Below are 25,480 nucleotides of genomic sequence, written 5' to 3' on the forward strand. Positions count from 1 at the left end.
CACCACCGGTTATCGTTTCCAAGTGCGTGGCGCCTTGGGCGGATCCACCATCTCGGTTTCCGGCTTGATCGCCGGCGGGACGGATTGAAGGGCGAACACCGAGTTCTCTTTCACCGCGCCTCCACGGTTGTCGGGAGTGTGGAATGAAATCCGTCCGTTCGGAGCCAGCACCGATGGCGTGTCGATCTCGACTTTCAAAAATCCAATCTTGGCATCCACGCTCGTCGCGTCCCAGAAAACCGAGTTGGCTCTAACCAGATTGCTGTGCTCGTCACGGATCCTCGCGGTCAGCAGGATCCGTTTGCCATCGTGGGAAAGTGTCTTGGCGATGACTTCGCCGACGGGCGTGTCGTTGTAGCTGATAGGCGCACCGGCGTCGATTTTCGTCGAGCCGGTTTCAAGAATGATTTCAAACCCGGGTTCATTCAGCAACGCGGGCGCGGCCTGCGGCACCGAGCTGAAGAATTCCGCATATTCCGAGCCACCGCCCGGAGCGCAGGTGATGTAAACCCCGGCCAAGGCATCCAGTCCATGGGCTCCCTTCAAATCGATTTCCGGCCGCACCACGGCGAATTCGGAACCCTTGCGTCTCAAAAAATCATAGCCCGGCTGGAATCGCGCGGTCGCTTCCACCTTCGCTTCGGTAGTTCTAACACTCTCGACGATGCCGACAGGAACTCCGAGATAACGCACTTCGGTTTTTCCCGCGACCAAACCCTGTCCGTCGTCGAGCTCGATGCGGATCGGATCGGAAATAGCGGATGCCAACTGCTCGCTGGCATGAAGCTCGAAACCGGCGCTCTCCGGTGCGGCGGGGCCGGGCGGGCCGAAGGTGTCAAACATCAGTCCTCCTTGGAGAAACGCGGACAGCCCCTGGATTTCCACCCCGACCATGCCGGGGCCGACGGCAAGCACCGCGGCGGGCACCCGCCAGAATCGTGTGTTCACCCGCAGGAATTCCTGAAACTCGGAGTCCACCGTGATGACCAGTTCCTGAAGTCCTTCCGAGCCGATGCGTTGTTCGATCACCTCGCCCGCGATCATGCCGTGATGATAGACCGGAGCGCCGGCCTTGAGCTGGGGAATCGACTTCGCTCGTAAAACGACGCGCGTTCCTTCTTTTTTTCCGCGACCAAAATTCAAGTCGATCTGCGGAGTTTCGTTCCCGACGAAGCTGCTGCCGGACACCTTGCTCTTTCCGGGTTCGAAGGCGATGCAGGGACCGGTGACCAGCGTATCGAGTCCGCTGATTCCCTTCATGTTGATGTTAGGGCGGGTGATCGTGAAGACGGAATCCTCCGAAGCCAGCGCGGCGAAGGCGGCATCCAGCCGCGCCACCACGCCGACGCGTTTGTTCGCCGGATCCGCGGTGATCTGTTCGACCAGCCCGACCGGTTGCCCGAGGAAGGTGATCCGCGTTTCACCGGCCCGCAGTCCGGCACCTTCGGCGAATGAAATGTTCAGGCGTGGCCCCTCGGCACGGGCCGCGGTCTCGTTAGAAGAGAGTTCGAACTCCGTGCCACTCTTGACTGCATCACCCGCCGGTCCGAATTGATCGAACGCGATGCTGCCGCCCACCAGTCCTTGCAGCGAGGGGATGTCCAGCCTGACGACGCCCGGACTTGCCGACACCGCGGTCGCGGAAACAGCCCAGAACCGCGAGTTTGCCCGGACCTTGTCGGCATACTTTTCGAAGATGATCACCTCTACTTCAGGCTGGTCATCGGCATTGAACAACTTGTCGCGGACCTCGCCGACGTTGACGCCCCGGTGAAATACCGGCGTGCCGCGATCCAGGAAAGGGATCGACGTGGAATGCAGCCTGATAGAAAGATCCGCGCTGTCGAGCTGAGCCAGCGGCGCCTCTTCGAGCGCCTTGAAGACGCTCGCGGCTGGATGGTCGCCATGCGTGCGGGCGTGGATCGAGTTCCCCTGGATGATGGATTCGAGACCGGCGATTTCATGCAGCGAGATCACCGGCTGCTCGATCCAGTAATCCGTCCCCTCGGTCGCGAGTTCCCGGGCGAATGCTTTCAGGCTAACGGACACGACCACCGTGCCCAGATCATGATCCATCCGGACGTCCGAAACCGTGCCCGCCTGCACGCCCCGATAAATGAGCACCGTTTTCCCCGGCTCGATGCCGGGAGCGGTCGTGAAGTGGATCGAGATCTCCGGGCCCTTGGCTTTCCAGTTGCTCCAGAATAACCACGACGTGGCCGCCAGCGCGAGTATCGGAAAAAGCCATGCCCACGAAATACCGCCGCGCCGCGCGGAGACGATTTCACCTTCCACCACGTCGGGGCTGTCTGACGGTTCTTCTTGTTTCATCGGTTGGGATCGGGTCTCCAGATCATGCGGGGTTCGTAAATGTCGGCGGCGAAAAGCGTACACAGCAGCACCGCCGTGAAAAAAATCATCCCCGGCTGTGGCTGCACGCTCGCGAGAATGCCCAGTTGCCCGACAGCCGCGAGGACGGAGAGCAGGAAAATATCGATCATCGACCACGTTCCTATCTGATGGAGGATGTGGAACGCCTTGGTCCGCGGCATGCGGTGGCGGTCGGAGCCGTGCATCATGATCAGCCAGCACATGCAGGCCAGCTTGAGAAACGGGATCACGATGCTGGCGCCGAAGACCAGCGCCGCGATCGGTGCCAGCCCGGAATCGGCGAGTTCCTGCACGCCGCCGAGGATCGTTAGATGCTCCACATCCCCGGTGATGGTGATCGTCATCACCGGCAGGATGTTCGCCGGGATGTAGAAAATCAGCCCCGCGGCGATGAGGGCTTTCGTGAGATCCAGCCGGGTGCGATCGGTCACGGATTTCCTCCTTTTCCTCTCAGGACATCGGCCGCCGCATCCGGATCGAACAGCGATCCGAGCGCCAGCGCACAACCCGCCAGCAGCGCGATCCAGCCGATTCCCGGTTGCCACGCCACCGTGCCGATCAGGTCGAGTTTCACCACTGCGACCAGACACGCTGCCGCGAAAACGGGCACCAGGCTCCATGGCTGCACCCCGCGCACCAGCCCTAGCAGGAATCCCGCGGCGGGCAGCCGGCCGCCGGTCATGCAGGCCAGCGAAACATAGGCGACCCCGGCGAAATAGACAGTGGGGGCCAGCATCGCACAGAAACAAACCAGCAGCGCGATCGGCCAATACCCTTGCGCGAGCAGGACGCGCACGCCGGTGATGATCTCATTGGCCTGGGTGTTACCCGCCACGCTGAAGTTCATGATCGGATAGATATTCGCCAGCGCCAGAAACAACAGCCCCGCGATGGCGAACGCGCAGGCCGGTTGAAACGATTCCGAGCGGCGTTTGCGCTTCAGGACGAACCGGCAAAGCCCGCAACGCAGGGCCTCGCCGGGCTTCAGCTCCACCACCGGCACGCGGGAACCGCATTGGTGGCAGGAATGGTGGTTGGCACCGGTGCTCATCAGGGGGGCGATGGTGGGGGAGGTGTTTTTCCCCACCCCACGACCGTTACCGCGAGTCTATCTTTTTGTCCCGCCATGCCAAGGTTGTTTTCTCCACGGAGCCTGTCGCAAAAACAGAAAAGTCATTCAACGCGGAGCATCCAAGGGTAAGGAGGGGGACCTTATTGTCCCCCTTCTTCCTTTTCTCCATCCGCCCGAAGACGGGACAATAAGGTCCCGGCTCCTTATTTACAAATCCGGTGCGGGGATCTATCAAGCTGGCATGTCGGATTTTCTCAACGACTCGGGTGAGATCTTGAAACATGGGTCCAAGCTGCCGCACTGGCAACAAGGGGAGGTGATGCAGTTCGTGACGTTCCGGCTGGGAGATGCGATGCCCGCCACGAAGCTCCGCCAATGGAAAGAGGAACACGCCATCTGGCTTTCCCATCATCCGAAGCCATGGACGCCAGAGCAGGAAAAGGACTATCATCGGCGTTTCACCTGGAAGATGGAAGGCTTGCTGGATGAGGGCGCGGGTTCCTGTTTGTTCAGGAATCAGGCACATCGCGAAGTGATGGAGGAGATTCTCATGCGTTTCCAGGGTGAGAGGGTGGAGCATCACTCGTGGGTGATCATGCCGAATCACCTGCATCTGCTATTCACTCCGATGATCCCGATTGAGAAGCTGATCAAAGCTTGGAAAGGAACCTCGGCCCGCCGTCTCGAACAGGGCGGCATCTGGCAGGCAAACTATCGGGATACACTGATCCGAGATCGCGGACATTTCGCGAACGCCGTGCGTTACATCCGCCGGAACCCCGCAAAGTTAAAGGCCGGCACTTTCACGCTATGGGAAGGCGAGCGAGCACTGGCGATATAAGGAGGGGGGACCTTATTGTCCCCCTCTTCCTATTCTCCATCCGCCTGAAGACGGGACAATAAGGTCCCGACTCCTTATTTCTTTTGCCCCACACGGGGCGAAATAGGACAGCCCAGGGCACCGCCCTGGGAATCATTCGATAGAGAGAACGAGCGCTGAAAGTGCGGCGCATCTTCCCGCCGCCGGATCTCCATTGTGCCGCCCTTTCAGGGCTCAAGATCATCGTTGCATCGAACCCCGGGCGATGCCCGGGGCTATCGTCTGTCGCCCCGTTGGGGCTGAAGAGGTGTCTGTCGCTCCGTTGGGGCCGACGCTGCCAAATGAAAAGGCCGGGCTCCTTGCGGAACCCGGCCGGTTTGAGGTGGTGGGATCAACCCTGGTCGATGGTCTTCTCCGTGGTCGCGTCGATGATGGCGAAGCGTTCGCGGTTCAGCGTTGGATCCGAGCGGAAAATCAGACGGCCGGAGTGGGAACGTTCGAGTTCGACGAGCAGCTTGGCATCCTCGCTCTTGAAGCGGTTGAGGACATCGCTGTTGACGATAACGATGATGTCGCCGATCGATTCGCGGTGTTTCTGGATGACCGTGTTCAGGCGGCGCTGGATCTCGACGGACATGGTCATCGGGGTCTTCACGCGCGCGCGGCCCTGGCAATACGGGCAGGGCTCGTACATCGAATCCCGCAGCGATTCGTTGAGTCGCTGGCGGGTCATTTCCATCAGACCGACCGGAGAAATCTGGAGGACCTGCGTCTTGGCCTTGTCCTTTTTGAGACGTTCCTTGATCGCCTTATAAACCGTCTGCTGGTCCTTGCGGTGGCGCATGTCGATCAAGTCGATGACGACCAGTCCGCCGATGTTGCGCAGGCGGAGCTGGCGGGCGACTTCCTCGGCGGCTTCGACGTTGGTTTCGAGGATCATCTTGTCCACGTCCTTCGAGCCGCGGTTGCGGCCGGTGTTGACGTCGATGGCGATGAGCGCCTCGGTTTCATCGATGACGATGTAGCCACCGCATTTCAGCCAGACCTGGCGGGAGAATGCCTCGTCGATCTGCTTCTGGATGTTGACCTTTTCGAAAATCGGCTGGGTGCTGCTAGGAACGTAGTGGACACGGCGCTTGGCGCGGCGGGAAACTTTCCCGGCGATCTCGCGGATCATCTCGGTGGTCGCCTGGTCGTCGCACATGACTTGGTCGATCTCGTCGGTGAGGAAATCGCGGGCGGTGCGTTCGATCAGACCGGGTTCTTGGAAAACGCAGGCGGGGGCGGGATTGTTCGCGCGGCGGGCTTCGATTTCATCCCACTGTTCCAACAACATGTGAAGGTCGCGGACGAAGTGGCGGGCGCGGGTGCCTTGGGCGACGGTGCGCATGATGATGCCCATGCCTTCGGGGACCTGAAGTTTCTGCACGATCTTGCGCAGACGCTGGCGCTCCTTCGGATCCTCGATCTTGCGGGAAATGCCGAACTGTTCGGTGTAGGGCATGAGGACGAGGTAGCGTCCGGCCATCGAGATGTTAGTCGTGACGCGCGGTCCCTTGGTGCCGATGGGGCCTTTTGAAACCTGGATGACGATTTCCGATCCGATCGGATAGATGTCGGGAATGTCCTTGGAGGTGATTTTCTTCTGCTGCTTCTTCTTGCCCTCGCGCTGGATTTCCTCAAGGCCGCCGTCGAGTGCGGCGGGGATGGCGTCCCAGAAGTGGAGGAAGGCGTTCTTGTCGAGGCCGATGTCCACGAACATCGCCTTGAGGCCGCCCTCGATGTTTTTGACGCGGCCCTTGAAGATGCCGCCGACGATGTTCTGGTCGCCTTCGCGTTCGACGGTGTATTCTTCCAGAACTCCGTCTTCGAGGAGTGCGACGCGACGTTCGAGTTTCTCGACGTTGACGACGATGGAATTGCCTCTCGTCGGGTCGGGCTTGCCGATTCCGAGGAGTCTCTTGATGTGTTGGATCATGTTAATAGGGGTAAGTAGGGTTGAGGTTTTGAATGATGGTTTTGGGGAAAATTTACGGGTCTTTGACGGGAACCGCCTTGGGAATGACCGAGCCCTCGGCGTCCACTTCGGGAGTGATGGTCGGGGCGGGGGTGACGTCGCTAACGGGAGGCGGCTGGATGGCGTTGGTTAGATCGCCGGCTTCCTCGCCCGTTTCGCCAGCTTCTTCGGTAGCAGGATCGACCGGCGGCGCGTAAGCGGCAGACGAGATGGCGGCCGGGGTGGGATCGGTGTCACCGGCTTCCACGGCGGCGATCATTTCCGGTGAAATCTCGATGGTCTTCACCAGCTCTCCGATGTATCCCGGCACTTTGGTTTGAGGCTTCAGGGGCAGGCGGATGCCCTTGTTGTCGCGTGCGAACAGGCCGCGATAGATTAGATTTGCCAGCGGGCCGGCGACGCCACCGCCGGAGGCGCCGTTCTGGACCATGACGCAGACCGCATATTTTGGATGATCATAGGGAGCGAAGCTGATGATCCATGAGTTGTTGGATTTTTTTCCGAAATCCGAGGTTTGGGCGGTTCCGCTTTTTGCGGCGATGAGGATGTCGGGGAGTTTGATCTTGCCGGACGTGCCTCCGGGTTCGTTGGCGGACATCCGCATTCCCTTGCGGATGAGTTCGAAGTCCTCGGGTTTGATGCCCGATTGAATGAGGTCCACCTGGAGTTTCGGCACATCCTCGACGACGACTTTGCCATCCACCGTGACCGCTTCTTTGACAATGCGGGGTTTATAGTATTTGCCGCCGTTGGCGACGGTGGCGGCGACGGCGCACATCTGGAGCGGGGTGGCCATCGAGGTGCCCTGGCCGATAGAGAGTCCGGCGACTTCGTGCTGCGTCATCGTGGCGGTCGGGAACATGGCGCGCCATGCCCGACTGCCGGGAAGGATCCCGGGATCTTCCTTGGGCAGCTCGATGCCGGTCTGCCGGCCGATGCTTACCATGGAGCAGCCGGTGACCATCTTCTCCCAGCCGATGGAGTTGGCGAGGGTGTTGAAATAGGGATTGCAGGAGTGCTGGATCGCTTCGGATAGATTCTGATTCCCGTGGCTGCCGCCGTGCATGTTGTAGATCCAGCAGCCGACCTTGGCGTTGCCGTACATGACGTAGCCGTTGCAGTTGAAGCGCTTGTTCGCCATGCCTTCCAGCGCCCCGGAGATGGCGGTGGGGATTTTCATGGTGGAACCGGGAGTGAAACGTGAAATCGCGCGGTTCGAGAGCGGGCTGAGCTTGTTCGCCTTGTAGTCGTCCAGATTCTTCTGGGTGATGCTCGGAAAGAAATCGTTAGGGTCGAAGTCGGGCACCGAGGCCATGGCCAGAACTTCGCCGGTGTTCACGTCCATCACAATGCCGGCGGCGCGGCCGGCGTGGCGGAGCGTGTTTTCCAACAGATATTGAACGGGTGCGTCGATGGTCAGCTTGACGTTCGCGCCGACGCCCGGCTTGATGTAGTCCGAGACCTTGATCGTGCGGCCCTTTTCATCCTTCACGACGGTTTTCTTGCCTTCGGGACCACGCAGGAAATCGTCCATGGTGGCCTCCACTCCGGCGATGCCCTTGTCATCGCCGATGTAGTGGTCGTACTTGCGGGTCGCGCTTTCCGGGACGTCGCCTTTTTCCCACTGCTTGAGATAGCCGAGTTCATGGCTGGCGAGCGCGCCGTAGGGATACTGGCGCTGCGGGCGGAGGCTTAGGTAAACTCCGGGCAGGTCGAGATTGTGTTCCGCGAATTTTGAAAACTCCTCGTAAGTTAGATCGGCGCGATAGCTGAACGGAATGAGCCCGCCGTGGGTGATGTAGTGGGTCTTGAGATTGCTCGCCCGGTAGTTCTTCGCCAGGCCGAGCTTGCGCAGGCGTTCGATGGTGCCCTCGTTGACGATGGCAACGATGTCCTTTTCCGTGTGGCTGCGCGGAAGGCCTTTTTCCGTCACAATGCTTTCCTTTTTCGGCTCCTCGGCATGTTGGGCCATGTAAGCCTGGCGGATTTCGTCGAGGTTGAACGAGACTTCGTAGCGGCGCAGGTTGCGGGCGAGGGGAATGTCGTTGCGGTCGGTGATTTCGCCGCGGATGCCGGGCTCGCGGATGGTGACGTTGCGGTTTCCGGGCACGAGCTGGAGAAAATAGTCCTTCCGCTCGATCTGGAACTCATAGAGTCGTGACAACAACGTGCCGAACCCGACGAGCACGAGGGCCGTCAGCAGGTAGAGCCGGAGTCGATAGCCTGGTTCCATGATGTTAGAATGAGCGGCGGCGTTTCTTGCCGGCTTCCGGATTGATCGAATGATCGCAGGCGCTGGCAACGCGGAAGAGCAGCCAGAACACCAGTGGGGAAAACAACATGGTCAGCAGCGAGGTGAAAACCATCTGCATGACCGTCGCCTTGGAGAGGACGAAGTCGCCGCGAACGAAATTGATGATGGCATACTCGGCCGCCAGATAGAGAAAGATCGCGATGCCCGAAAGCAGGGCGGAGAACTGCCATTTGCCCTGTTTGAAAAGCGGTTGGATTCCCTGCATCAGGAACCCCATCGCGCCGAACAGGAAAATCGAATAACCGAAACGCAGCGACTCGACCTGCTGGCTGTAAACCTCGGGATCGCCGCCGTGAGGCCCGAGCCAGCAATGGGCGTCCCAGAAGAACCCGCCGATGAAGGCAAGCAGCAACATCGTCGGCTGGCCGACGGTGACCGCGGCGCACAGGAAAACCAGTTGGACTAGCAGAATCCGCGAATGATGGATACCCGTGAACGCTGGCAAAAACTGCTGCACCACGAAAGAGGCGAGCAGGAGCAGGATGGTGATGAACGAGTAGCGGATCACGGGGTCAGGGATCGGCGGAAAGCACGACGAAAACCGTGCCAAGATCCGCGAAGTTCACCGACGGCCGGACGAGAGCTTCGGAATCCAGAGCGCCTTTTTCGACGGAGTCAATGGTTCCAAGTAAGATGTTTGCCTGGAAGATGCCTCCCCGGCCGGTGGTGAAGACTCGCTGTCCCGGATGGAGATCGGCGTCGGTTGATAGAAATCTGAGTCGCAGCAGCGGACTGCCGTCGAAACGTCCGCGCTGGCCGCTGAGGATGCCGACTTCCGGCGAGCCTTCGACCCGCGCGGAGACCTGGCATTTCTCATCGGTGAGCAGCAAGACTGAAGAGCGGTTTTGCTTCTGATAGATCCGGTCGATCTTGCCAACCAGTCCTTCGTTGGACAGCACCGCCAACTGCGTGCCGATGCCGTGCTCCTCACCGGCGTCGATGTCCACGGTCTGCCACCAGGTGGTCGGCTGGCGGCGGATCACCTGGGCGGCGACCACGTCGAAGTGGGTGGCTTTTTTGAAATCCAACGCATGTCGGAGTTGGGCGTTCTCGCGCTCCAGATCACGGTAGCGCGACTCGATGATCTGCAACCGGCCGACCTCGCCGCGGGTGGTATCCAGCTCGACTTCGAGTTCCTTGGAATGCCGGGTTTCCTCCATGAACTTCCGGCTGTAAGTTTCTAACTGAGAACCTGATTTCAAAAACGGCGCCATCGCCGAGAAATAGACGTCCTGCACCTCGCGGACGGCGCGGTCGCTGTGGGTGAATGCCCAGACGGCACCTCCGAGGAAGAGCAGCAGGGCGATGAGATTGAGCGGCTTCATGGCCGGGGTGGGTCTTGAAGGGGCCGGTTAGCGGTCCATGCTGGCGACCCGCTTCAGGAGAGGGAGCTCTTGAAGTGCCTTGCCTGTGCCTTCGGCCACAGCGCTGAGGGGATCCTCCGCGACGTGGACGGGTAGCCCGGTTTCCTCACGCAGGAGGCGGTCAAGCCCCTTGAGCAACGCTCCTCCGCCCGCAAGCACGATGCCGCGATCAACAAGATCCGAGGCGAGTTCCGGCGGGCAGCGTTCGAGAGTCGTGCGGACGGCGTCAACAATCGTGCTGAGCGGATCCGCCATGGCCTCGCGGATTTCCTGCGAGGTGATGGTGATGGTTTTCGGGAGGCCTGCCACGAGGTCGCGGCCCTTGACCTCCATGGTCAATTCCTTGGGAAGGGGAGCGGCGGAACCGAGACGGATCTTGATTTCCTCCGAAGTGCGCTCACCGATCATCAGGTTGTAGGCGCGCTTCATGTATTGGATGATCGCCTCGTCCAGCTCATCGCCAGCGGTGCGGACCGAGCGGGCATAAACGATGCCGGAAAGCGAAATCAACGCCACTTCCGTCGTGCCACCGCCGATATCGACGATCATGTTTCCGGATGCCTCCTGCACCGGGAGTCCCACGCCGATCGCCGCGGCCATCGGTTCCTCTATGAGATAAACTTCGCGCGCTCCGGCTTGCAGAGCCGACTCTCGCACCGCGCGGCGCTCGACCTCGGTGATGCCCGACGGAATCGCGATCAGCACCCGCGGATTCGAGCGGCGGCCCTTGTTCACCTTTTTGATGAAATGCCGGAGCATCGCCTCGGTGACTTCGAAATCCGCGATGACGCCGTCTTTCAACGGGCGGATCGCGACGATATTGCCCGGCGTCCGGCCGAGCATGCGTTTGGCATCATCGCCGACGGCAAGCACCTCATTGGTGCCTGCTTTGACTGCTACGACAGATGGCTCGCGTAAAACGATGCCGTGGTCCTTGACGTTGATCAGGGTGTTTGCCGTGCCTAAGTCGATGCCTATATCATTGGAAAAGAAATTTCCGAAAAGCTTTTTGAACATGGATCGTGTTGAAAATGAGAGAGTAAGTGGAAAAAATTTGGATTTCCCCGGAGTCCGGTTGCCACTTCAATCCGGCGCGTTGGCCTAACGAACTGAAGCGGGAAGGCAGGACGCCTTGCAGAGAAGTGGGCTAACGTCTGCATTCGCCGCACGGAGGTCAAGCGGGAATCCGTGTTCCTCGCTGGAGCTGCCGATGTTCCACGCGTTCAGAATCAACGGGTCGCGAGCAACGGTCCGACCGCGGCGTGGCGGGTGAGAAATTCATCCGCCATCGCGCCATAAGCTTGAGCTCCCAGCCCACCGCCGTCGTGTTCGAAAATGGTTTTTCCGTGGCTCGGTGCCTCGCCGATCCGAATCGTCCGGGGGATCATCGTCGCATACATTTGATCCGGGAAAAACTTCGAAACCTCCTCGACGACCTGCCGCGAAAGCAACGTCCGGCCGTCATACATGGTCATCACGATGCCTTCGAGCTTGATGCCCGGATTTGCATCCGAACCGCGGATCTGGTCGATGACGTGCACGATTTTCGCCAGCCCTTCGAGCCCGAACCACTCGCATTGCAGCGGAATCAGGATTTCATCGGCAGCGGCCAACGCGGAAGTCATCAACACCCCCAGCGACGGCGGAGTGTCGAGGATGCAGTATTCGAAAAGGTCGTTCGGCTTGAGCCCTTGAAGAATGTTTCTCAGGCGGGTCAAATGGTCGTCGCTGCGGGCAAGCTCGATTTCCACGCCGGCCAGGTCCATTTCCGAAGGCACCAGCGAGAGATTTTCGCGGCCGGTCGGCAGAATCTGTTGTTGGACGGTCGCCTCGTTCATCAGCACCGGATACATGCTGCAGCCATCGGGAACCTCGATGCCGAGGCCGCTGGTGCAGTTCGCCTGCGGGTCGAGATCGACCAGAAGCACCCGCTGGCCACGCAGCGCGAGGGCGGCGGAGAGATTCAGGGCGGTGGTGGTTTTACCCACGCCACCTTTTTGGTTAGCGATGGCGACGACTTTCATGCGGCGGGGAAACTCTTTCGGGAGACCGTGCCGGTGGCAATCAAAACCGCAGGAGGATGCGAAATGAACGCTGTCGGGACCGCTTTACTTCGCCAGCTTCGGCGGAATGAGGTAGTTGAGCGTGCCGTATTGCGAGGGCGGCGAGATTTTCAGACTGGCGATCGCTCCCTTCTTCATTTCAATGCCGCCGCCATCGGAACCGAGAATCCATTGGATCAATTCGGAAAAGTCCGGCTCGTGGCCGACGATCGCGACGCTCTTGAAATCGCGGAACGCGGTGAGTTCGGTCATCGCCGTTTCCGGAGTCATCCCGCAGGCGAGCCAGCCTTGGAGCACCGCGCCCGGCATCCCCGCGGTCTCACAGAATTCCTCCGCCGTCTGGCGGGCGCGGATCAGAGGACTAGTTAGAACGATGGCGGGAAGCCTGTCGGCGCTCTTGAGAAGTTTCGCGGCGCGGCGCGCTTGTTCGCGGCCTTTTTCCATCAGAGCCCGCGAAAAATCACCATCAACGTGCGTGTCTTCGGCGAGACCGTGGCGGAGGAGGATGAGTTCCATGATTTTGTGGGATGTTTGAGTGTTAGGAATACGGCTTACATCGTCATCCCGCCATCGACGGCGAGGACTTGTCCGGTGATGTATCTGGCGGCCGGGCTTGCGAGGAAGACGACCGCTTCGGCGATGTCCTTGGTTTCTCCGAAGCTGGCTAACGGAATTTTCCCGATCACCGCGTCCTTGACCGCCTGCGGCAGTTCGTCGGTCATGTCGGTGGTGATGAATCCCGGAGCGACGGCATTGCAGGTCACGCAGCGTCCGGCAAGCTCGCGGGCGACCGCCTTGGTGAAACCGATTAAGCCGGCCTTGCTCGCGGAGTAATTCGCCTGACCCGCGTTTCCGATCAGTCCGATGACCGAGGCGATGTTGATGATGCGCGGGTCCTCGGCTTTCATCAGTACCCGCATGAAGGCTTTGACGGTGTTGAATGCGCCCTTGAGGTTGGTGTCTAACACGGTATCCCAATCCTCCTCCTTCATTCGCATCAGCAGACCGTCGCGGGTGACTCCGGCGTTGTTGATGAGAATGTTCACGGTGCCGAGATCCTCGCCGATTTTTTTCGCGAGTTCCTGCACGGCGGCATGGTCGGAGACATCGACGGCGTAGGCGGTGGCGGATCCGGGATACAACGCGTTGATTTCCTCCGCGGCTTTTCCACAGCTCGACGCGCTGCGGCTCACCACCGCGACCTTCGCTCCCTCCGCGGCAAGCGCGCGGGCGATTTCCTGGCCGATTCCACGACCTCCTCCGGTGACGACAGCGACTTTGTTGGCAAAACGTGACATGCCGGAAACTGGCGACGGAAAGGGCCGGGTGTCAATTCCGGCGATGCTCCGGGACTTCAGCCGAAGATCGCATTCAGAATCCCCTTGATGATGCGGAAAATGATGAAAATCACGCCGATGACGACGCCGAGCGTTAATAACAGCACCAGCGCGATTGCCCCGAGGAAAACCCATAGCGGCCACCACCGACTGTCCAGCGTTCTGACCCGGCCCTGCCACTGTCGCCAATCCTGACCCGGCTGGCGGGAAGGGGATTCCTCACGCGGTTCGAATCGGGCTGGCGCGGTAATTCCGTCGACCTCGACCACTTCGACCTCGATGGCTTGGACTTGGTTTGTCATTTCTGGTTTCGTGAGCCGGAATTTTCACTGCGAACCGCCGCGACGCAACGCGAATGCTCCCGGATGGAAAAAATCCGGCGTATTCCAATATGGAGAATGGACGCCCTCGTCCATTCAGCGAAAATCCCACCATGGGACCCGACCTGACCGACAAGCGCTGGATCGTTGCCAAAGGCATCCTCTTCGCTGTCCTCGCGCTGCTCGCCGGTTCCCTCCAGTTGCTCGCCGACCTCCCGCTCTGGCAGGAAACCGGCCTGCTGCTCATCTGCATCTGGGCGAGCTGCCGCTTCTATTATTTTCTCTTTCACTGCCTCGGAGCCTACGTCGATCCCGGATTGAAGAGCGCCGGAGTCATGGATCTGTTGGGGAAGCTTCGGAAAAAATGATCCTGCCCCTGTGAATTTTCATTCCGGAAAAAGCACCCGCTCCGTCCCCGCAGTATCTGATAGGTCGATGCCACCTAGTTGGCCCCGCTTTCCGGGATCGCGATCCGTAGGAAATACAACCCGCCGCTGCCCTCATACAAAATGCCCAGATGCCCGTCGTCCACCGGCGCGAGGCAGGAATATCCGAATCCGCCGCGGACATCGTAGAGCGTGTGGAATTTCTCCGGCCAAGTGACGCCGTCGTCCTCGGACATTTTCAGCGTCATCGTGTCGCGGGCCCGGGTCGATGCCGGGTTCGAGAAAAACAAGCGCGCCGTGCCGTTCTCCGCTGGAACCCGCAGCAGGCTCGCCATGCAAACCGGCTCCGGCAGGGCCTTTCGATCACTCGAGTGCGGTTGCCACGTCTCGCCCAGGTCATTGGTGACGGCCACCGTGCGGGATCCTCCGCAGTCATCACGGCAGTTGATCATGATCGATCCGTCGGTGAGTTCGACGAGCTGGGCTTCGGTGGTGTTAGTCTTCACACCAGTCCCGATGTGCCAGCTTTCACCACGATCCTTCGACCAGATCATCGTGGAAAACGGTGTGCCATCGGCCGCGCGGAATTGCGCGGGAAAAACCAGCGTGCCATCGCGCCGGGTGATTCCGGTGCCTGGCCCGGCGAGCAACAACCTCCAGGCAGGGTTCTTTACCTCGTTGGTGATGTTGCGCGGCTTGGACCAGGATTTTCCATCGTCGTCGCTATAAGCCAAAACAAGTTGGCCCGTCTCCTCCGGCGTCATCCCCGGCTCCGATCCTCTCCACGACCGTTTTCCGTGGCTCCACAATGCCGCAATCCAGATCCGCCCGTTCACCCGATCGACAAACACACAGGGATCGCCAACGCCGTCATACGCAAATTTCGGATCATTCCCCATGTCGATGGCGATGCGCATCGGATCCCACTTCCGGCCGCCGTCCGTGGAGCGTGAAACACCGACATCGATGTCCGCCGGCAGATCCGCGGCATTGTTGTGCCGGATGTCGTAAACGCCGACAAGAGTTCCCTTGGTGGTCCTCACCAGCCCGGGGATGCGGTAAGCCTTCACTCCATCGTCACCGGGCAAGCGCACCGCCGTGCCGATGCGTTGGGTTCCTGCGGGATCGCCGTCCGGGACGCCGATTTCCTCGCCCGAAACCTTCAATCGGCAAACCGCGGCATCGATAACTCCGTCGCTATCCGCAGCGGGCGAAAGCCGGACGGACAACCAAAACCAATTCTCGCCGGGAACCAAGGGAAGCTTCCCGGAAACCGTCATTTCGCCGCCGGTGATTGGCATTCGTTCCCCTAAACGCTTTCCGAACTTCTCTGGGGGCTCCGCTATTCCCGTTAGGATCTCGGCCGATTCAATTCCGCTCCCCTTCAACATCAGCCCCACAGACTCCAGTGACTTCGTCTCAGTCGAGCCTTCCGTGCGGATGCAGAAGCCGATCACCGGATTGATCTCATTGCGAATCACCACCGGCACCACCGGTTGGACGACCTTGATCTCTGCGACCCGCATCGCTTCCGTTTCCAGTGCCATCGCTGGATTCCCCATCCACAACACCATCGCCACTCCCGAGATCTCCCACCATTTCATGCCCCCTAAACGCAGGTTAACGGCAAACCTTGCGAATGTTTTTGCGGAAATTTTGCGCAACGTTGATCGCTGCGTTTGGCGCAGGCCCCGCCGGAATCTTGTTGGATCGCTTGTGGCGAATCGAGATCGCCATTGCAATCGATCAATGTATGCGAAGCGCCGGAACGAAGGATCTGTTGGGTAAAATCCGGAAACAGTGATCATATCCGGCGCCAACTGATTTACCCTTGCGCGGTTCCGGATGCGGGGCGACGTCCCGCCAGATGATGCAATCCCTCATATTCCACCCGGTTGCGACTTTTCTCGCGGGAGTCGTCCTCGCCTTGGTTGCCGTGACGCTGTTTCTCGTTTCCTGCGCGGCTCCGAATCACTCGGAAGACGATGTTTCCTCCTATCGCAAGGCCATGGAAAGCGTGAAACCGAGTGGCTTGGAACCCGACGGCCCCGGCGAGGCCGCCGCGCTTCAGCGATTCAAATCCTTTCTCCAGGGAATCGGCGACGTGAAATTCGTTCGTGAAAATACCCTGAAAGTTTACGCGTCGGATGCCTATCTCGACGACACGCTGGTCGTTCATCACGGCGCGGCGGACATCCAGCAGTATTTCACCAAAACCAGTGAAACCATGACGAGCTATCAGGTCACCATCGACGACATGGCCCGCTCGGGAAATGACTACTACGTCCGTTGGACCATGGTGTTCGGCGCGCCCGCTCTGAGCGGGGGCAAGCCGGTGCATTCCGTGGGCATCAGCCAGATCCGTTTCAACCGCGAAGGCAAGGTCGAGTTCCATCGCGATTTCTGGGACTCCGGGAAAAATTTCTATGCCCATCTGCCCGTCGTCGGCGGTGCGATCGGCTTCGTCCGCAAACGTCTGGAAGCGAATTGAAAAGCCCAATCCGATGAACATAAAGGATCCTCTAACGAAGAAGTCAGGCCCGTGGGGTGTCTTCATCCTCACGCTCTGCCAATGGCTCGACTCGGACTACCGGCGCGAGGACCTGCCGGATCCGTCACTGCTACCCGCGAAGGTGAATTGGCAGCGGACCTTGCCCTTCATTTTCCTGCACCTCGGCTGCCTCGCGGTCTTCTGGGTGGGAATCAGCCCGGTTGCGGTCGTGGCGGCAGTCGCTCTCTATCTGATCCGAATGTTTGCGATCACCGGATTCTATCACCGCTATTTTTCCCACAAGACGTTCAAGACCTCGCGCGCTGTCCAGTTCTTGTTCGCGGTGTTGGGAAACAGTTCCATGCAGCGCGGTCCCTTGTGGTGGGCGGCCACCCATCGCCACCATCACAAGCATTCGGATCATGATGAGGATATTCACTCGCCCGTCATCAGCGGCTTCGTCTGGTCGCACATCGGCTGGCTGACCTCGATGAAAAATTTCCCAACCTGTTATAAAGCGATTCCAGATCTGAGCAAATACCCCGAGCTGATGTTCCTGAACCGTTTCGACCAAACGGTGCCCTTCGCCTACGGACTGGTCATGCTCGCCATCGGCTGGGGATTGGAAACCTTTGTCCCCAGCGCCGGAGTGACGACAGGCCAGTTCTTCATCTGGACGTTTTTCATCAGCACCACGGTGCTTCTTCACGGTACCCTTTTTATCAACTCGCTGGCCCACGTTTGGGGCCGGCGGCGCTATGAAACCGACGACGACAGCCGCAACAGTTGGTTGCTCACCTTCATCACCCTTGGAGAGGGATGGCATAACAACCACCACCGCTATCCGCACTCCGTCAGGCAGGGCTTCCATTGGTGGGAACTGGACCTGACCTACTACGGTTTGAAATTCCTCTCATGGACAGGCTTGATCTGGGACCTGCGCCCGGTTCCCCAAGCCGTCATTGAAGAAGGTCTAACTCCCCAAGGATCTCCACAACGCAGCACATGAAGCGGGAAAAGATCGCCATCGTCGGATCGGGCATCTCGGGAATGGCGTGTGCCCATTTCCTCAACCGTGATCACGACATCACCGTGTTTGAAAAAGATGACCGGGTCGGCGGACATTCACACACCGTGATGGTGGACGAAGGTGGAACGACGGTCCCAGTCGATACGGGATTCATGGTCTACAACGAGGTGACCTATCCGCTGCTCACGCGTTTGTTCCGTGAGTTGGACGTTGCGACAAAACCGACCTCGATGTCGTTCAGCGTCCAGAACACGGCGGATCGATTGGAATTCAACGGTGGCAGCGTTAACCTCCTGTTCGGCCAGCGCCGGAACCTTTTTAACCTCCGCTACTGGCGGATGCTGTTGCAGATCGCCCGCTTCAATCGTGAGACTGTTGAAGAATTATCAGATCCAAAATTCGGCGAGATGACCTTGTGTGACTACGTGAAGGCACGCGGCTATGGCCGGGATTTTCTCAAATGGTATTTATCACCGATGGCCGCGGCGGTGTGGTCCAGCCCGCCGGAACGGATCGATGAATTTCCTGCCCGCACGCTCATGCGCTTCTGGCACAACCACGGATTTCTCGGTCTGGACACCCAGCACCCGTGGCGCACGGTCGATGGAGGATCACGCAGCTATGTCGAGAAACTGACCGCCCCTTTCAAAGACCGGATCCATCAGGGAGCCGGAATACTCGCGGTGAACGGATCGACCTTGAAACTCGAAGATGGAACCGAGCGCGTATTCGACCGCGTAGTGATCGCCGCTCACGGGGATCAGGCGCTGCGAATGCTTTCCGATCCCACCGACATGGAGAATGAGCTGTTGGAGAAATTCAACTATCAGGAAAATGTCGCGGTTCTCCATACAGATCCCAAATTCATGCCGAAGACGCGCCGGTGTTGGGCGGCATGGAACTATCGAATCGACGGAGATGGAAGCCACTCGACCCACTACTGGATGAACGAGCTCCAGGGCGTTTCCGACCGGGAGCAGTATTTCGTCTCAATCAATCCACCGTCGCAGCCAGCCGAGGCATCCATCAAGCGGCGGCTCGTCTATGAGCATCCGTTGTTCGATCTGGCGGCGATCAGCGCCCAGCAGGATCTGCCCCGGCTTCATCAGGTGGGGCGGGAAACGAATCGCTATTTTTGCGGTGCGTGGCAACGCTACGGATTCCACGAGGACGGCCTGTGGTCGGCCGTGAATGTCTGCACCGAAATCCTTGGAAGGGACCCTTGGTCATGAACGCGCTTTACGAATGCACGATCGTCCATTGCCGCTTGAAGCCCAAGCGGAACCCGTTCACTTACCGCGTGTTCATGTTCAGCGTGGACATCGACGACCTTCCCACGTTGGGAAAGCGCACCTTCGGATTCAGCCACAACCGCTTCAATTTATTTTCAATCGACGACAAGGACCATGTCGATCTCGGAAAATCGGGCGGGATTCGGGGGAATCTAAATTCATGGTTGGAGGGTCAAGGAATTTCCTGTCCCAACGATGCCAAGATCCGCCTGCTGACGTTCCCGCGCGTGCTGGGTTATGGCTTCAATCCGGTTTCGTTTTACTACGTGGAATCGAATTCTGGCGAACCCATCGCCGCTGTTGCCGAAGTGGTGAACACGTTCCGAGAAATGAAACTCTATGCCATGGAATCCATCGGTGCCGACGACCTGTGGCAGCAAAGAGTGGCCAAGGATTTCTACGTCTCGCCGTTTTCCGATCCCGGCGACGAGTTCGATTTCAAACTCGGAATTCCCGGCGAAACGTGGCGGGTGAATATCGACGACTACTCCGCGGGAGAGCGAGTCCTGCTGAGTTCCGTCCGTGGAGAACGTCGCGAGCTGACTTCGCTCCGGCTGCTAGGATATGCATTCAAATACCCGCTGTTGTCCCTGAAAATCATCGGTCTCATCCATTGGCACGCGCTTCTGCTGTGGATTCGCAAGGTGCCGTTTTTCCGGAAATCCGAGCGGCGGGAAGCGCAACTCGACGTGATGAGACCTCACTCAAGCCTCAAGAAAAACCTGCCATGAACGCCACCATCGAACTTGAAGACGAATTGGTCCCAAGCGAGTCCGCCAGCCATGCCACCCGCGGATTTGCCGAACGGATGGTGATCCGCCTGCTCGAAAAAATGCCGTGCGGCGGATTGCGGCTGGAACATGCGGACGGACGCATCCGTTACTTCGGCGCACCCGGCGCGCCTGTTACCGCGCGCGTTGTGGTTAGAAATGATGAATCGTTTTTCAAACGCTGCGCCTTTTACGGCGACATCGGCATGGGCGAGGCCTACACCGACGGCCTGTGGGACACGGATGACATCGCCGCGGTGATTTCCTGGTTCATCGAAAACATGAACGCGCTCAAAGGTGCTGCCAGATCATCGGGCAATCTCCCCGGCGTGAATCTTTTGCAAATCGTCAACTGGTTTCGCCATCTTCGCCGCGAGAACACCGTGGCCACCAGCCGCCGGAACATCGCCGAACATTACGACCTCGGGAATGATTTCTACCGCTTGTGGCTCGATCCCAGCATGACCTATTCCAGCGCAAGATTCGAAAGCGCCACCCAAAGTCTCGAAGATGCGCAGCGTGGAAAATACGATGCCATATGCCGCAAGCTGAAGCTGAAATTCAGCGACCACGTTCTGGAAATCGGCTGCGGCTGGGGCGGATTCGCGGTGCATGCGGCGAGAAATTACGGATGTAAGATCACTGGCGTCACGATCTCCGAGGCCCAGGCAACCTACGCCCGGCAGCGGGTCGCTGACGAAGGATTGGAAGACCGGATCGAGATTCGCATCCAGGATTACCGCCACATCACCGGCAGGTTCGACAAGATCGCCTCGATTGAAATGTTAGAGGCGGTGGGCGACAAATTCCACGATTCGTTCTTCGCGAAATGTGCCGAAGTGATGACACCCGATGGATTGCTGGGCGTCCAGATGATCACCGTGCCGGATTGCCGCTACGCCGCCCTGAGCAAAGGGGTGGACTGGATTCAAAAACACATTTTCCCCGGCTCGCTTCTGCTCAGCGTGGGACGGATCAATGATGTTCTGTATCGGACCGGCGACTTGTTCATGCACGACCTCGAAGACCTCGGCGCGGATTACGCGCGGACCCTTTCCGCGTGGTATGATCGGTTCAACGAAGCGCAGGCCGGGGTGAGATCGCTCGGTTTCGACGAGCCGTTCATCCGGTCGTGGAATTACTATCTGAAATACTGCGAGGCTGCATTCGCCACGCGCAACATCTCTGTGGTTCAGGCGATCTACACCCGGCCTAACAACGCGACGCTGCATCATCGATTCGAGGAGGGCAGGGGATGATGGCGGGCACCGGCGACATGATCGAAGGCTCCCGGGAAACCTGTTGGCGGCGCTGGTTCGTCGCACCGGTGAAAGTGCAACTCGGCCAAGGAATGTCCGCCGAGCGGATTTCGTGGACCATTGCCCTCGGAATCGTGCTCGGGGTTTTCCCCGTCATGGGCACACCCACTTTGCTGTGTTTGTTGGCTGGCTGGGCGCTCTGTTTGAACCACGTCCTGTTGCAGGTATTCAAGGAAGCGATGTATCCTCTCCATTTGGCGCTGATCCTCGTCTTCATCCGTCTGGGAGAGCGGCTCTGGGGAGCGCCGTTGATCAGCTTTTCGATTCCTGAATTGCTCGGAAAATTCAAAGCAGACCCGCTTCAGTTCGCTAGAGACTTCGGCATGGCGGCATGGCATGGCGTCAGTGCCTGGCTGCTGATTGCGCCGGTGGCTGCTGTCCTGATCAAGTGGGCGATCACGCCGGGTGTTAGGCGACTTGCTGAGTCGTTGGAAAAACGCAAGGAGGTCGTGAAATGACTCCGTGGCTCGCCGCTGTCTGTGGTGCCGCCACAATGTCCGTGGCGTTCATCATCGCGTGGGGATTGGCGCGGAAATGGGACAACTATTCCCTTGTCGATGCCGTCTGGGCATTCGGCATCTGCTTCACCGGGATTTTCTGGCTCGCCGCGTGTGGCGACGGGAGTGTGAAACTCTGGCTGGCCGGCGGCCTTCTCGCGATGTGGAGCTTGCGGCTTGGTTCGCATTTGGAACGCCGCATTCGCAGGGCGCATCCGCAGGAAGACGCCAGATATACCAAGCTGCGCGAAGTTTGGTCCGGGCGAGTGCCGGCCGCGTTCTTCTGGTTTTTCCAAGTCCAGGCGCTTTCGGTGGTCATCCTGGCATTGCCGTTTTTATTCATCGCCGCGGATCGCGACCGCGCCTGGAGTCCATGGGAATCGGTGGGACTCGCCATCACTTTGTTAGGAATCTGCGGTGAGGCTTTGGCGGACGCGCAGATGACCCGGTTCAAATCAGGAAATCCCGGTGAAAAGGAAATCTGCCAGAAAGGCCTGTGGCGCTACTCGCGTCACCCGAACTACTTTTTCGAATCCGTGATCTGGCTGGGATTCTACATCTATGCCTGTGGATCCGCCTGGGGTTGGACCACGATCCACGCACCCGCGATCATCGTTTTTCTCCTGCTGAAAGTGACCGGCATTCCACCCACCGAGGCTTCCGCCGTTAGGCGAAAGGGCGACGCCTACCGCCGCTATCAGGAAACCACCAGCTCCTTCATCCCTTGGCCGCCGAAGCGGATGGGCTAACCGATTTTCACCATGATCCACACCAACGACCTCCTCGCCAAAGGCATCATCCCGGACGGGTTGATCCGCATGGGCATCCGCTCCCGACTTGCCGGGACGCTGGCTCCTTTTGAAAATCTCAACTGCGAACAGCGCCAGGCCAGGCTGATGCGGCATGTCAGCGAACTCCGCGCCGCCCCCATCGCCATCGCCACGGATGAGGCGAACGAGCAGCACTACGAGCTTCCCACCCGCTTCTTCGAGCGCGTGCTCGGCAAGCACATGAAATACAGCTCCGGCTATTGGGATGACGGCGTCACCGACATCGACGCATCCGAAGCGCGGATGCTCGCCATCACCTGCGAGCGCGCCGGACTGGAGGACGGCCACCGCATTCTCGAACTCGGCTGCGGTTGGGGTTCGCTCACGCTGTGGATGGCCGCGCATTATCCGAACTCACGGATCACCGCCGTCTCCAACTCGCGCACCCAGAAAATCCACATCGAATCCCAACTCGCCGCCCGCGGCCTAACGAATGTCGAGGTCCGCACTGTCAACATGATCGACTATCAGGGCGAAGGCTCCGCGGTGTTCGATCGCGTGGTGTCGGTGGAAATGTTCGAGCACATGAAGAACTACGAACGGCTGATGGAGCGCATCTCCACCTGGCTGAAACCCGGCGGCGCCCTATTCGCCCATATTTTCACCCATCGCGAATATGCCTATCACTACGAGGCGGAGAGCGAGGACGATTGGATGGCGCGCTACTTCTTCACCGGCGGCCAAATGCCGTCGGACGACCTGCTTCTTTATTTCCAGGACCACCTGTGGATCGAGGACCACTGGCACGTCAGCGGCACCCACTATCAGAAAACCTCCGAGGCATGGCTCACCCGGATGGATGCCGCCCGCGACGAGTTGCTCCCGCTCATCGGCGAAACCTACGGCCCCGACCAGCAAACCCGCTGGTGGGTTTACTGGCGCGTCTTCTTCATGGCCTGCGCCGAACTCTGGGGCTACCGCAACGGCGACGAGTGGATCGTCTCGCATTACCGGTTCCGGAAGCCGATGTGACGGGAGGACCGTCAGGACAACTTCGAAATTGACTTGCTATCAATGATAGCGGACTGTGTCCCCATGGCACAGTTGCTGGTCCGAAATCTTGACGATGAGTTGGTCCGCCACTTGAAGAAGCGGGCAGGCGAGCATGGCGTTTCCGTTGAGGAGGAGCATCGCCGGATCCTTCGCGATGCCTTGCTGGCGGACTCGGGTGTGGAGCGCAAAAGCTTTTGGCAGGTATTGAGCGAGATGCCCGATGTGGGCGGGGATGTTTTGTTCGAGCGGGAACGCAATCTTCCCGGGCGGGGTACGGAGCAAACGCTTTTCGAGGACTGAAATGCGCGGCTACCTGATCGACACCAATGTGCTGAGCGAGATCCGGAAAGGTCCGCGGCGGGCGCAAACCGAGGTTTACCAATGGTGGCTGGGCATGAAGGATCAGGAACTGTTTCTCAGCGTGATGACGCTGGGAGAAATCAGGAAAGGAATTGATCGGCTGGGTTCCCGCGATGTTTCGCAAACCTTGGCGCTGGAGCGGTGGCTTAACGATGTGAAACAGACTTTCAGGGAGCGGCTGATAGAGGTTACTCTGGCCGTCGCAGAGCATTGGGGACGGTTGCAAGCCGTTCGCTCCCTGCCGGAAGTGGATGCTTTGCTGGCAGCGACTGCTTTGGAACATGACCTGACGCTGGTGACTCGTAATGAGGCTGATTTCGGAGGTTTGGGAATTCGGATTTTGAATCCATTTCTCCCTCCACCTGTCCGGTGAATTTATCACTTACCCATGAAAGACATCCAGACCACCGTCGACACGCATATCTCAGAAGCAGATAGACGGTTCGTCGTGCAATCTCTGGTTGCATACAATGAGACCCGAGCCGCATCAGAAGATTACTGTGATCTCACTGCTCTTTCTCGTAGCGACGGCATCATTGTCGGTGGTCTTATCGGATATACACATTGGAACTGGCTATTTGTCCGGCAACTTTGGGTCGCTGAAGACCATCGACAGCGCGGAATAGGTAGCCGCCTCATGGCTGCCGCAGAAGGGGAAGCATTGGCTCGTGGCTGCATTCATGCGCATTGCGATACATTCGATTTTCAGGCACTTCCTTTTTATCAGAAGCTGGGTTACACCACTTTCGGCACCTTGGCCGACTATCCGGTTGGCCATACGAGGTACTTTCTTTCAAAGCAAGGCCTAAAGGAACCGGAACCGAACCAGTTCGTCCAGCCAACGCCGTAAACATCGTGGCTGACGAAAGATATTCGCCAGTAAATGAATCAATTCCCTCATGCTAGAACTTGAAAATGTTATCAAGCGCTACGGTTCGCTAACTGCCCTTGATGGCGTTTCGCTCAAGATCGAAGCCGGGGAATTTTTTGGCCTTCTCGGACCTAACGGCGCGGGCAAGTCCACGCTGATGTCCCTCGTCGCCGGTCTGCGCTCGCCTGACGCGGGCCACATCACGGTAAACCGTCAGGCGCTCTCGAACCGGCCCGAAGCTCGTGCCGCTCTCGGGCTCGTACCGCAGCACATCGCGCTCTATCCGAAGCTCAACGCCGACCAGAACCTCCGCATCTTCGGGCAACTATACGGGTTGCGTGGCTCCGTGCTTCGCGACCGCATTGATGAAGGGTTGGAGGCGATGCAACTGACCGACCGGCGACGCGATCCCGTGCAGAATTTTTCGGGCGGCATGCAGCGCCGGCTCAATATCGTGGCGGCGCTGCTTCATCGGCCCAAGCTGTTGCTCTGCGACGAGCCCACCGCCGGGGTGGACCCGCAGTCGCGCAACGCGATCTTCGAGTTTTTGGAAAAGCTGAATCGCGAAGGACTGACGGTGATCTATTCCACGCACTACATGGAGGAGGCCACGCGGCTTTGTTCGCGCATCGGCATCATTGATCATGGCAAAGTTCCCGCCCTCGGCACTTTGGATGAATTGCTGCTCAAGCTGCCGTTCGAGGAGGAAATCCGATTTCCGCTAGACGACTCCACCACTCCGCTGGCCGCCCGGTTGGCCTCGTGTGGCGCGGTCGAGGAAGGGGAGGGGCATTTCCGTTTTCGGCCGCAGCCGGGCTACAAGCTTTCCAGTTTCTATCAACTCACCGAGTCGCTCGGCCTGCCGGCGCGACTCTTCACCAGCCAGCGGCCGACACTCGAAGCGGTGTTCCTGCACCTGACGGGCCGCACCCTTCGCGAATAA

The 25,480-nt window shown here is 59.1% G+C and carries 27 protein-coding genes; 14 read left to right on the forward strand and 13 right to left on the reverse strand.

Going from position 1 to position 25,480, the window contains the following annotated elements; all coding sequences use genetic code 11:
* Positions 1-9: 9 nt before the first annotated feature.
* The 3 genes from ABIQ96_RS25935 to ABIQ96_RS25945 are packed head-to-tail and all read right to left on the reverse strand — an operon-like array spanning position 10 to position 3,442.
* Positions 10-2,331, reverse strand: a complete 2,322-nt coding sequence (locus tag ABIQ96_RS25935) for an MlaD family protein (RefSeq protein WP_348217571.1) — start codon at positions 2,329-2,331, stop codon at positions 10-12.
* On the reverse strand, positions 2,328-2,822 hold the full coding sequence (locus ABIQ96_RS25940) for a paraquat-inducible protein A (RefSeq protein WP_348217572.1): 495 nt from the start codon (positions 2,820-2,822) through the stop codon (positions 2,328-2,330). Before ABIQ96_RS25940 ends, ABIQ96_RS25935 begins: the two co-directional genes overlap by 4 nt.
* Positions 2,819-3,442, reverse strand: a complete 624-nt coding sequence (locus ABIQ96_RS25945) for a paraquat-inducible protein A (RefSeq protein WP_348217573.1) — start codon at positions 3,440-3,442, stop codon at positions 2,819-2,821. The genes ABIQ96_RS25940 and ABIQ96_RS25945 overlap by 4 nt, the downstream gene beginning before the upstream one ends.
* Positions 3,443-3,704: 262 nt before the next feature.
* Here ABIQ96_RS25945 and ABIQ96_RS25950 point away from each other — a divergent pair, with 262 nt between their 5' ends.
* Positions 3,705-4,304, forward strand: coding sequence for a transposase (locus ABIQ96_RS25950; protein WP_348217574.1), 600 nt, complete (start codon positions 3,705-3,707; stop codon positions 4,302-4,304).
* 370 nt (positions 4,305-4,674) lie between these two features.
* Here ABIQ96_RS25950 and ABIQ96_RS25955 read toward each other — a convergent pair whose 3' ends face one another.
* The 9 genes from ABIQ96_RS25955 to ABIQ96_RS25995 form a co-directional block, all read right to left on the reverse strand.
* Positions 4,675-6,261, reverse strand: a complete 1,587-nt coding sequence (locus ABIQ96_RS25955; protein WP_348217575.1) for an Rne/Rng family ribonuclease — start codon at positions 6,259-6,261, stop codon at positions 4,675-4,677.
* A gap of 52 nt (positions 6,262-6,313) precedes the next feature.
* A complete protein-coding gene (locus ABIQ96_RS25960) occupies positions 6,314-8,533 on the reverse strand; it encodes a penicillin-binding transpeptidase domain-containing protein (protein ID WP_348217576.1) in 2,220 nt (739 codons plus the stop codon).
* Positions 8,534-8,537: 4 nt separating this feature from the next.
* Positions 8,538-9,122: a hypothetical protein gene (locus ABIQ96_RS25965; protein WP_348217577.1), complete on the reverse strand. Its 585-nt coding sequence runs from the start codon at positions 9,120-9,122 to the stop codon at positions 8,538-8,540.
* 4 nt (positions 9,123-9,126) lie between these two features.
* Positions 9,127-9,939 carry a rod shape-determining protein MreC gene (mreC, locus tag ABIQ96_RS25970; protein ID WP_348217578.1) on the reverse strand — a complete coding sequence of 271 codons (813 nt, stop codon included), beginning with the start codon at positions 9,937-9,939 and terminating at the stop codon, positions 9,127-9,129.
* A 27-nt stretch (positions 9,940-9,966) separates the two neighbouring features.
* Positions 9,967-10,995 carry a rod shape-determining protein gene (locus tag ABIQ96_RS25975; protein ID WP_348217579.1) on the reverse strand — a complete coding sequence of 343 codons (1,029 nt, stop codon included), beginning with the start codon at positions 10,993-10,995 and terminating at the stop codon, positions 9,967-9,969.
* A 212-nt stretch (positions 10,996-11,207) separates the two neighbouring features.
* A complete protein-coding gene (locus tag ABIQ96_RS25980) occupies positions 11,208-12,002 on the reverse strand; it encodes an AAA family ATPase (RefSeq protein WP_348217580.1) in 795 nt (264 codons plus the stop codon).
* An 84-nt stretch (positions 12,003-12,086) separates the two neighbouring features.
* The gene (locus ABIQ96_RS25985; RefSeq protein WP_348217581.1) at positions 12,087-12,557 is read right to left on the reverse strand and encodes a histidine phosphatase family protein; all 471 of its coding nucleotides are present in this window, start codon (positions 12,555-12,557) and stop codon (positions 12,087-12,089) included.
* 35 nt (positions 12,558-12,592) lie between these two features.
* Positions 12,593-13,339 (reverse strand): 3-oxoacyl-[acyl-carrier-protein] reductase, encoded by a 747-nt coding sequence (gene fabG / locus ABIQ96_RS25990; RefSeq protein WP_348217582.1) that lies wholly within the window; start codon positions 13,337-13,339, stop codon positions 12,593-12,595.
* A 56-nt stretch (positions 13,340-13,395) separates the two neighbouring features.
* Positions 13,396-13,680: a hypothetical protein gene (locus tag ABIQ96_RS25995; protein ID WP_348217583.1), complete on the reverse strand. Its 285-nt coding sequence runs from the start codon at positions 13,678-13,680 to the stop codon at positions 13,396-13,398.
* A 131-nt stretch (positions 13,681-13,811) separates the two neighbouring features.
* Here ABIQ96_RS25995 and ABIQ96_RS26000 point away from each other — a divergent pair, with 131 nt between their 5' ends.
* Complete coding sequence (locus ABIQ96_RS26000; RefSeq protein ID WP_348217584.1) at positions 13,812-14,066, forward strand: hypothetical protein; 255 nt, start codon at positions 13,812-13,814, stop codon at positions 14,064-14,066.
* Between the two features lie 74 nt (positions 14,067-14,140).
* Here the strand turns inward: ABIQ96_RS26000 and ABIQ96_RS26005 are convergent, their stop codons facing one another.
* Positions 14,141-15,688 (reverse strand): exo-alpha-sialidase, encoded by a 1,548-nt coding sequence (locus tag ABIQ96_RS26005; protein WP_348217585.1) that lies wholly within the window; start codon positions 15,686-15,688, stop codon positions 14,141-14,143.
* 263 nt (positions 15,689-15,951) lie between these two features.
* On the opposite strand from ABIQ96_RS26005, the gene ABIQ96_RS26010 reads away from it, so the two are divergent.
* From ABIQ96_RS26010 to ABIQ96_RS26065, 12 genes are all read left to right on the forward strand, one after another.
* Entirely contained in the window at positions 15,952-16,575 is a 624-nt protein-coding gene (locus ABIQ96_RS26010; protein WP_348217586.1) for a nuclear transport factor 2 family protein, read from the forward strand.
* A 13-nt stretch (positions 16,576-16,588) separates the two neighbouring features.
* Complete coding sequence (locus ABIQ96_RS26015; RefSeq protein WP_348217587.1) at positions 16,589-17,584, forward strand: acyl-CoA desaturase; 996 nt, start codon at positions 16,589-16,591, stop codon at positions 17,582-17,584.
* Positions 17,581-18,837 carry an FAD-dependent oxidoreductase gene (locus ABIQ96_RS26020; RefSeq protein WP_348217588.1) on the forward strand — a complete coding sequence of 419 codons (1,257 nt, stop codon included), beginning with the start codon at positions 17,581-17,583 and terminating at the stop codon, positions 18,835-18,837. The genes ABIQ96_RS26015 and ABIQ96_RS26020 overlap by 4 nt, the downstream gene beginning before the upstream one ends.
* Complete coding sequence (locus ABIQ96_RS26025) at positions 18,834-19,628, forward strand: DUF1365 domain-containing protein (protein WP_348217589.1); 795 nt, start codon at positions 18,834-18,836, stop codon at positions 19,626-19,628. The genes ABIQ96_RS26020 and ABIQ96_RS26025 overlap by 4 nt, the downstream gene beginning before the upstream one ends.
* Positions 19,625-20,926 (forward strand): cyclopropane-fatty-acyl-phospholipid synthase family protein, encoded by a 1,302-nt coding sequence (locus ABIQ96_RS26030; RefSeq protein WP_348217590.1) that lies wholly within the window; start codon positions 19,625-19,627, stop codon positions 20,924-20,926. Before ABIQ96_RS26025 ends, ABIQ96_RS26030 begins: the two co-directional genes overlap by 4 nt.
* Positions 20,923-21,444 carry a DUF2062 domain-containing protein gene (locus ABIQ96_RS26035; RefSeq protein ID WP_348217591.1) on the forward strand — a complete coding sequence of 174 codons (522 nt, stop codon included), beginning with the start codon at positions 20,923-20,925 and terminating at the stop codon, positions 21,442-21,444. The genes ABIQ96_RS26030 and ABIQ96_RS26035 overlap by 4 nt, the downstream gene beginning before the upstream one ends.
* Entirely contained in the window at positions 21,441-22,232 is a 792-nt protein-coding gene (locus ABIQ96_RS26040) for a DUF1295 domain-containing protein (protein WP_348217592.1), read from the forward strand. The genes ABIQ96_RS26035 and ABIQ96_RS26040 overlap by 4 nt, the downstream gene beginning before the upstream one ends.
* Before the next feature lie 12 nt (positions 22,233-22,244).
* The gene (locus ABIQ96_RS26045; protein ID WP_348217593.1) at positions 22,245-23,285 is read left to right on the forward strand and encodes a cyclopropane-fatty-acyl-phospholipid synthase family protein; all 1,041 of its coding nucleotides are present in this window, start codon (positions 22,245-22,247) and stop codon (positions 23,283-23,285) included.
* Positions 23,286-23,348: 63 nt separating this feature from the next.
* Positions 23,349-23,606, forward strand: coding sequence for a DNA-binding protein (locus ABIQ96_RS26050; protein WP_348217594.1), 258 nt, complete (start codon positions 23,349-23,351; stop codon positions 23,604-23,606).
* A gap of 1 nt (position 23,607) precedes the next feature.
* Positions 23,608-24,039 (forward strand): type II toxin-antitoxin system VapC family toxin, encoded by a 432-nt coding sequence (locus tag ABIQ96_RS26055; protein WP_348217595.1) that lies wholly within the window; start codon positions 23,608-23,610, stop codon positions 24,037-24,039.
* A 15-nt stretch (positions 24,040-24,054) separates the two neighbouring features.
* Positions 24,055-24,516, forward strand: coding sequence for a GNAT family N-acetyltransferase (locus ABIQ96_RS26060; RefSeq protein WP_348217596.1), 462 nt, complete (start codon positions 24,055-24,057; stop codon positions 24,514-24,516).
* Positions 24,517-24,565: 49 nt separating this feature from the next.
* The gene (locus ABIQ96_RS26065) at positions 24,566-25,480 is read left to right on the forward strand and encodes an ABC transporter ATP-binding protein (protein WP_348217597.1); all 915 of its coding nucleotides are present in this window, start codon (positions 24,566-24,568) and stop codon (positions 25,478-25,480) included.

Source organism: Luteolibacter sp., assembly GCF_039920825.1.
Taxonomy (GTDB): domain Bacteria; phylum Verrucomicrobiota; class Verrucomicrobiia; order Verrucomicrobiales; family Akkermansiaceae; genus Luteolibacter.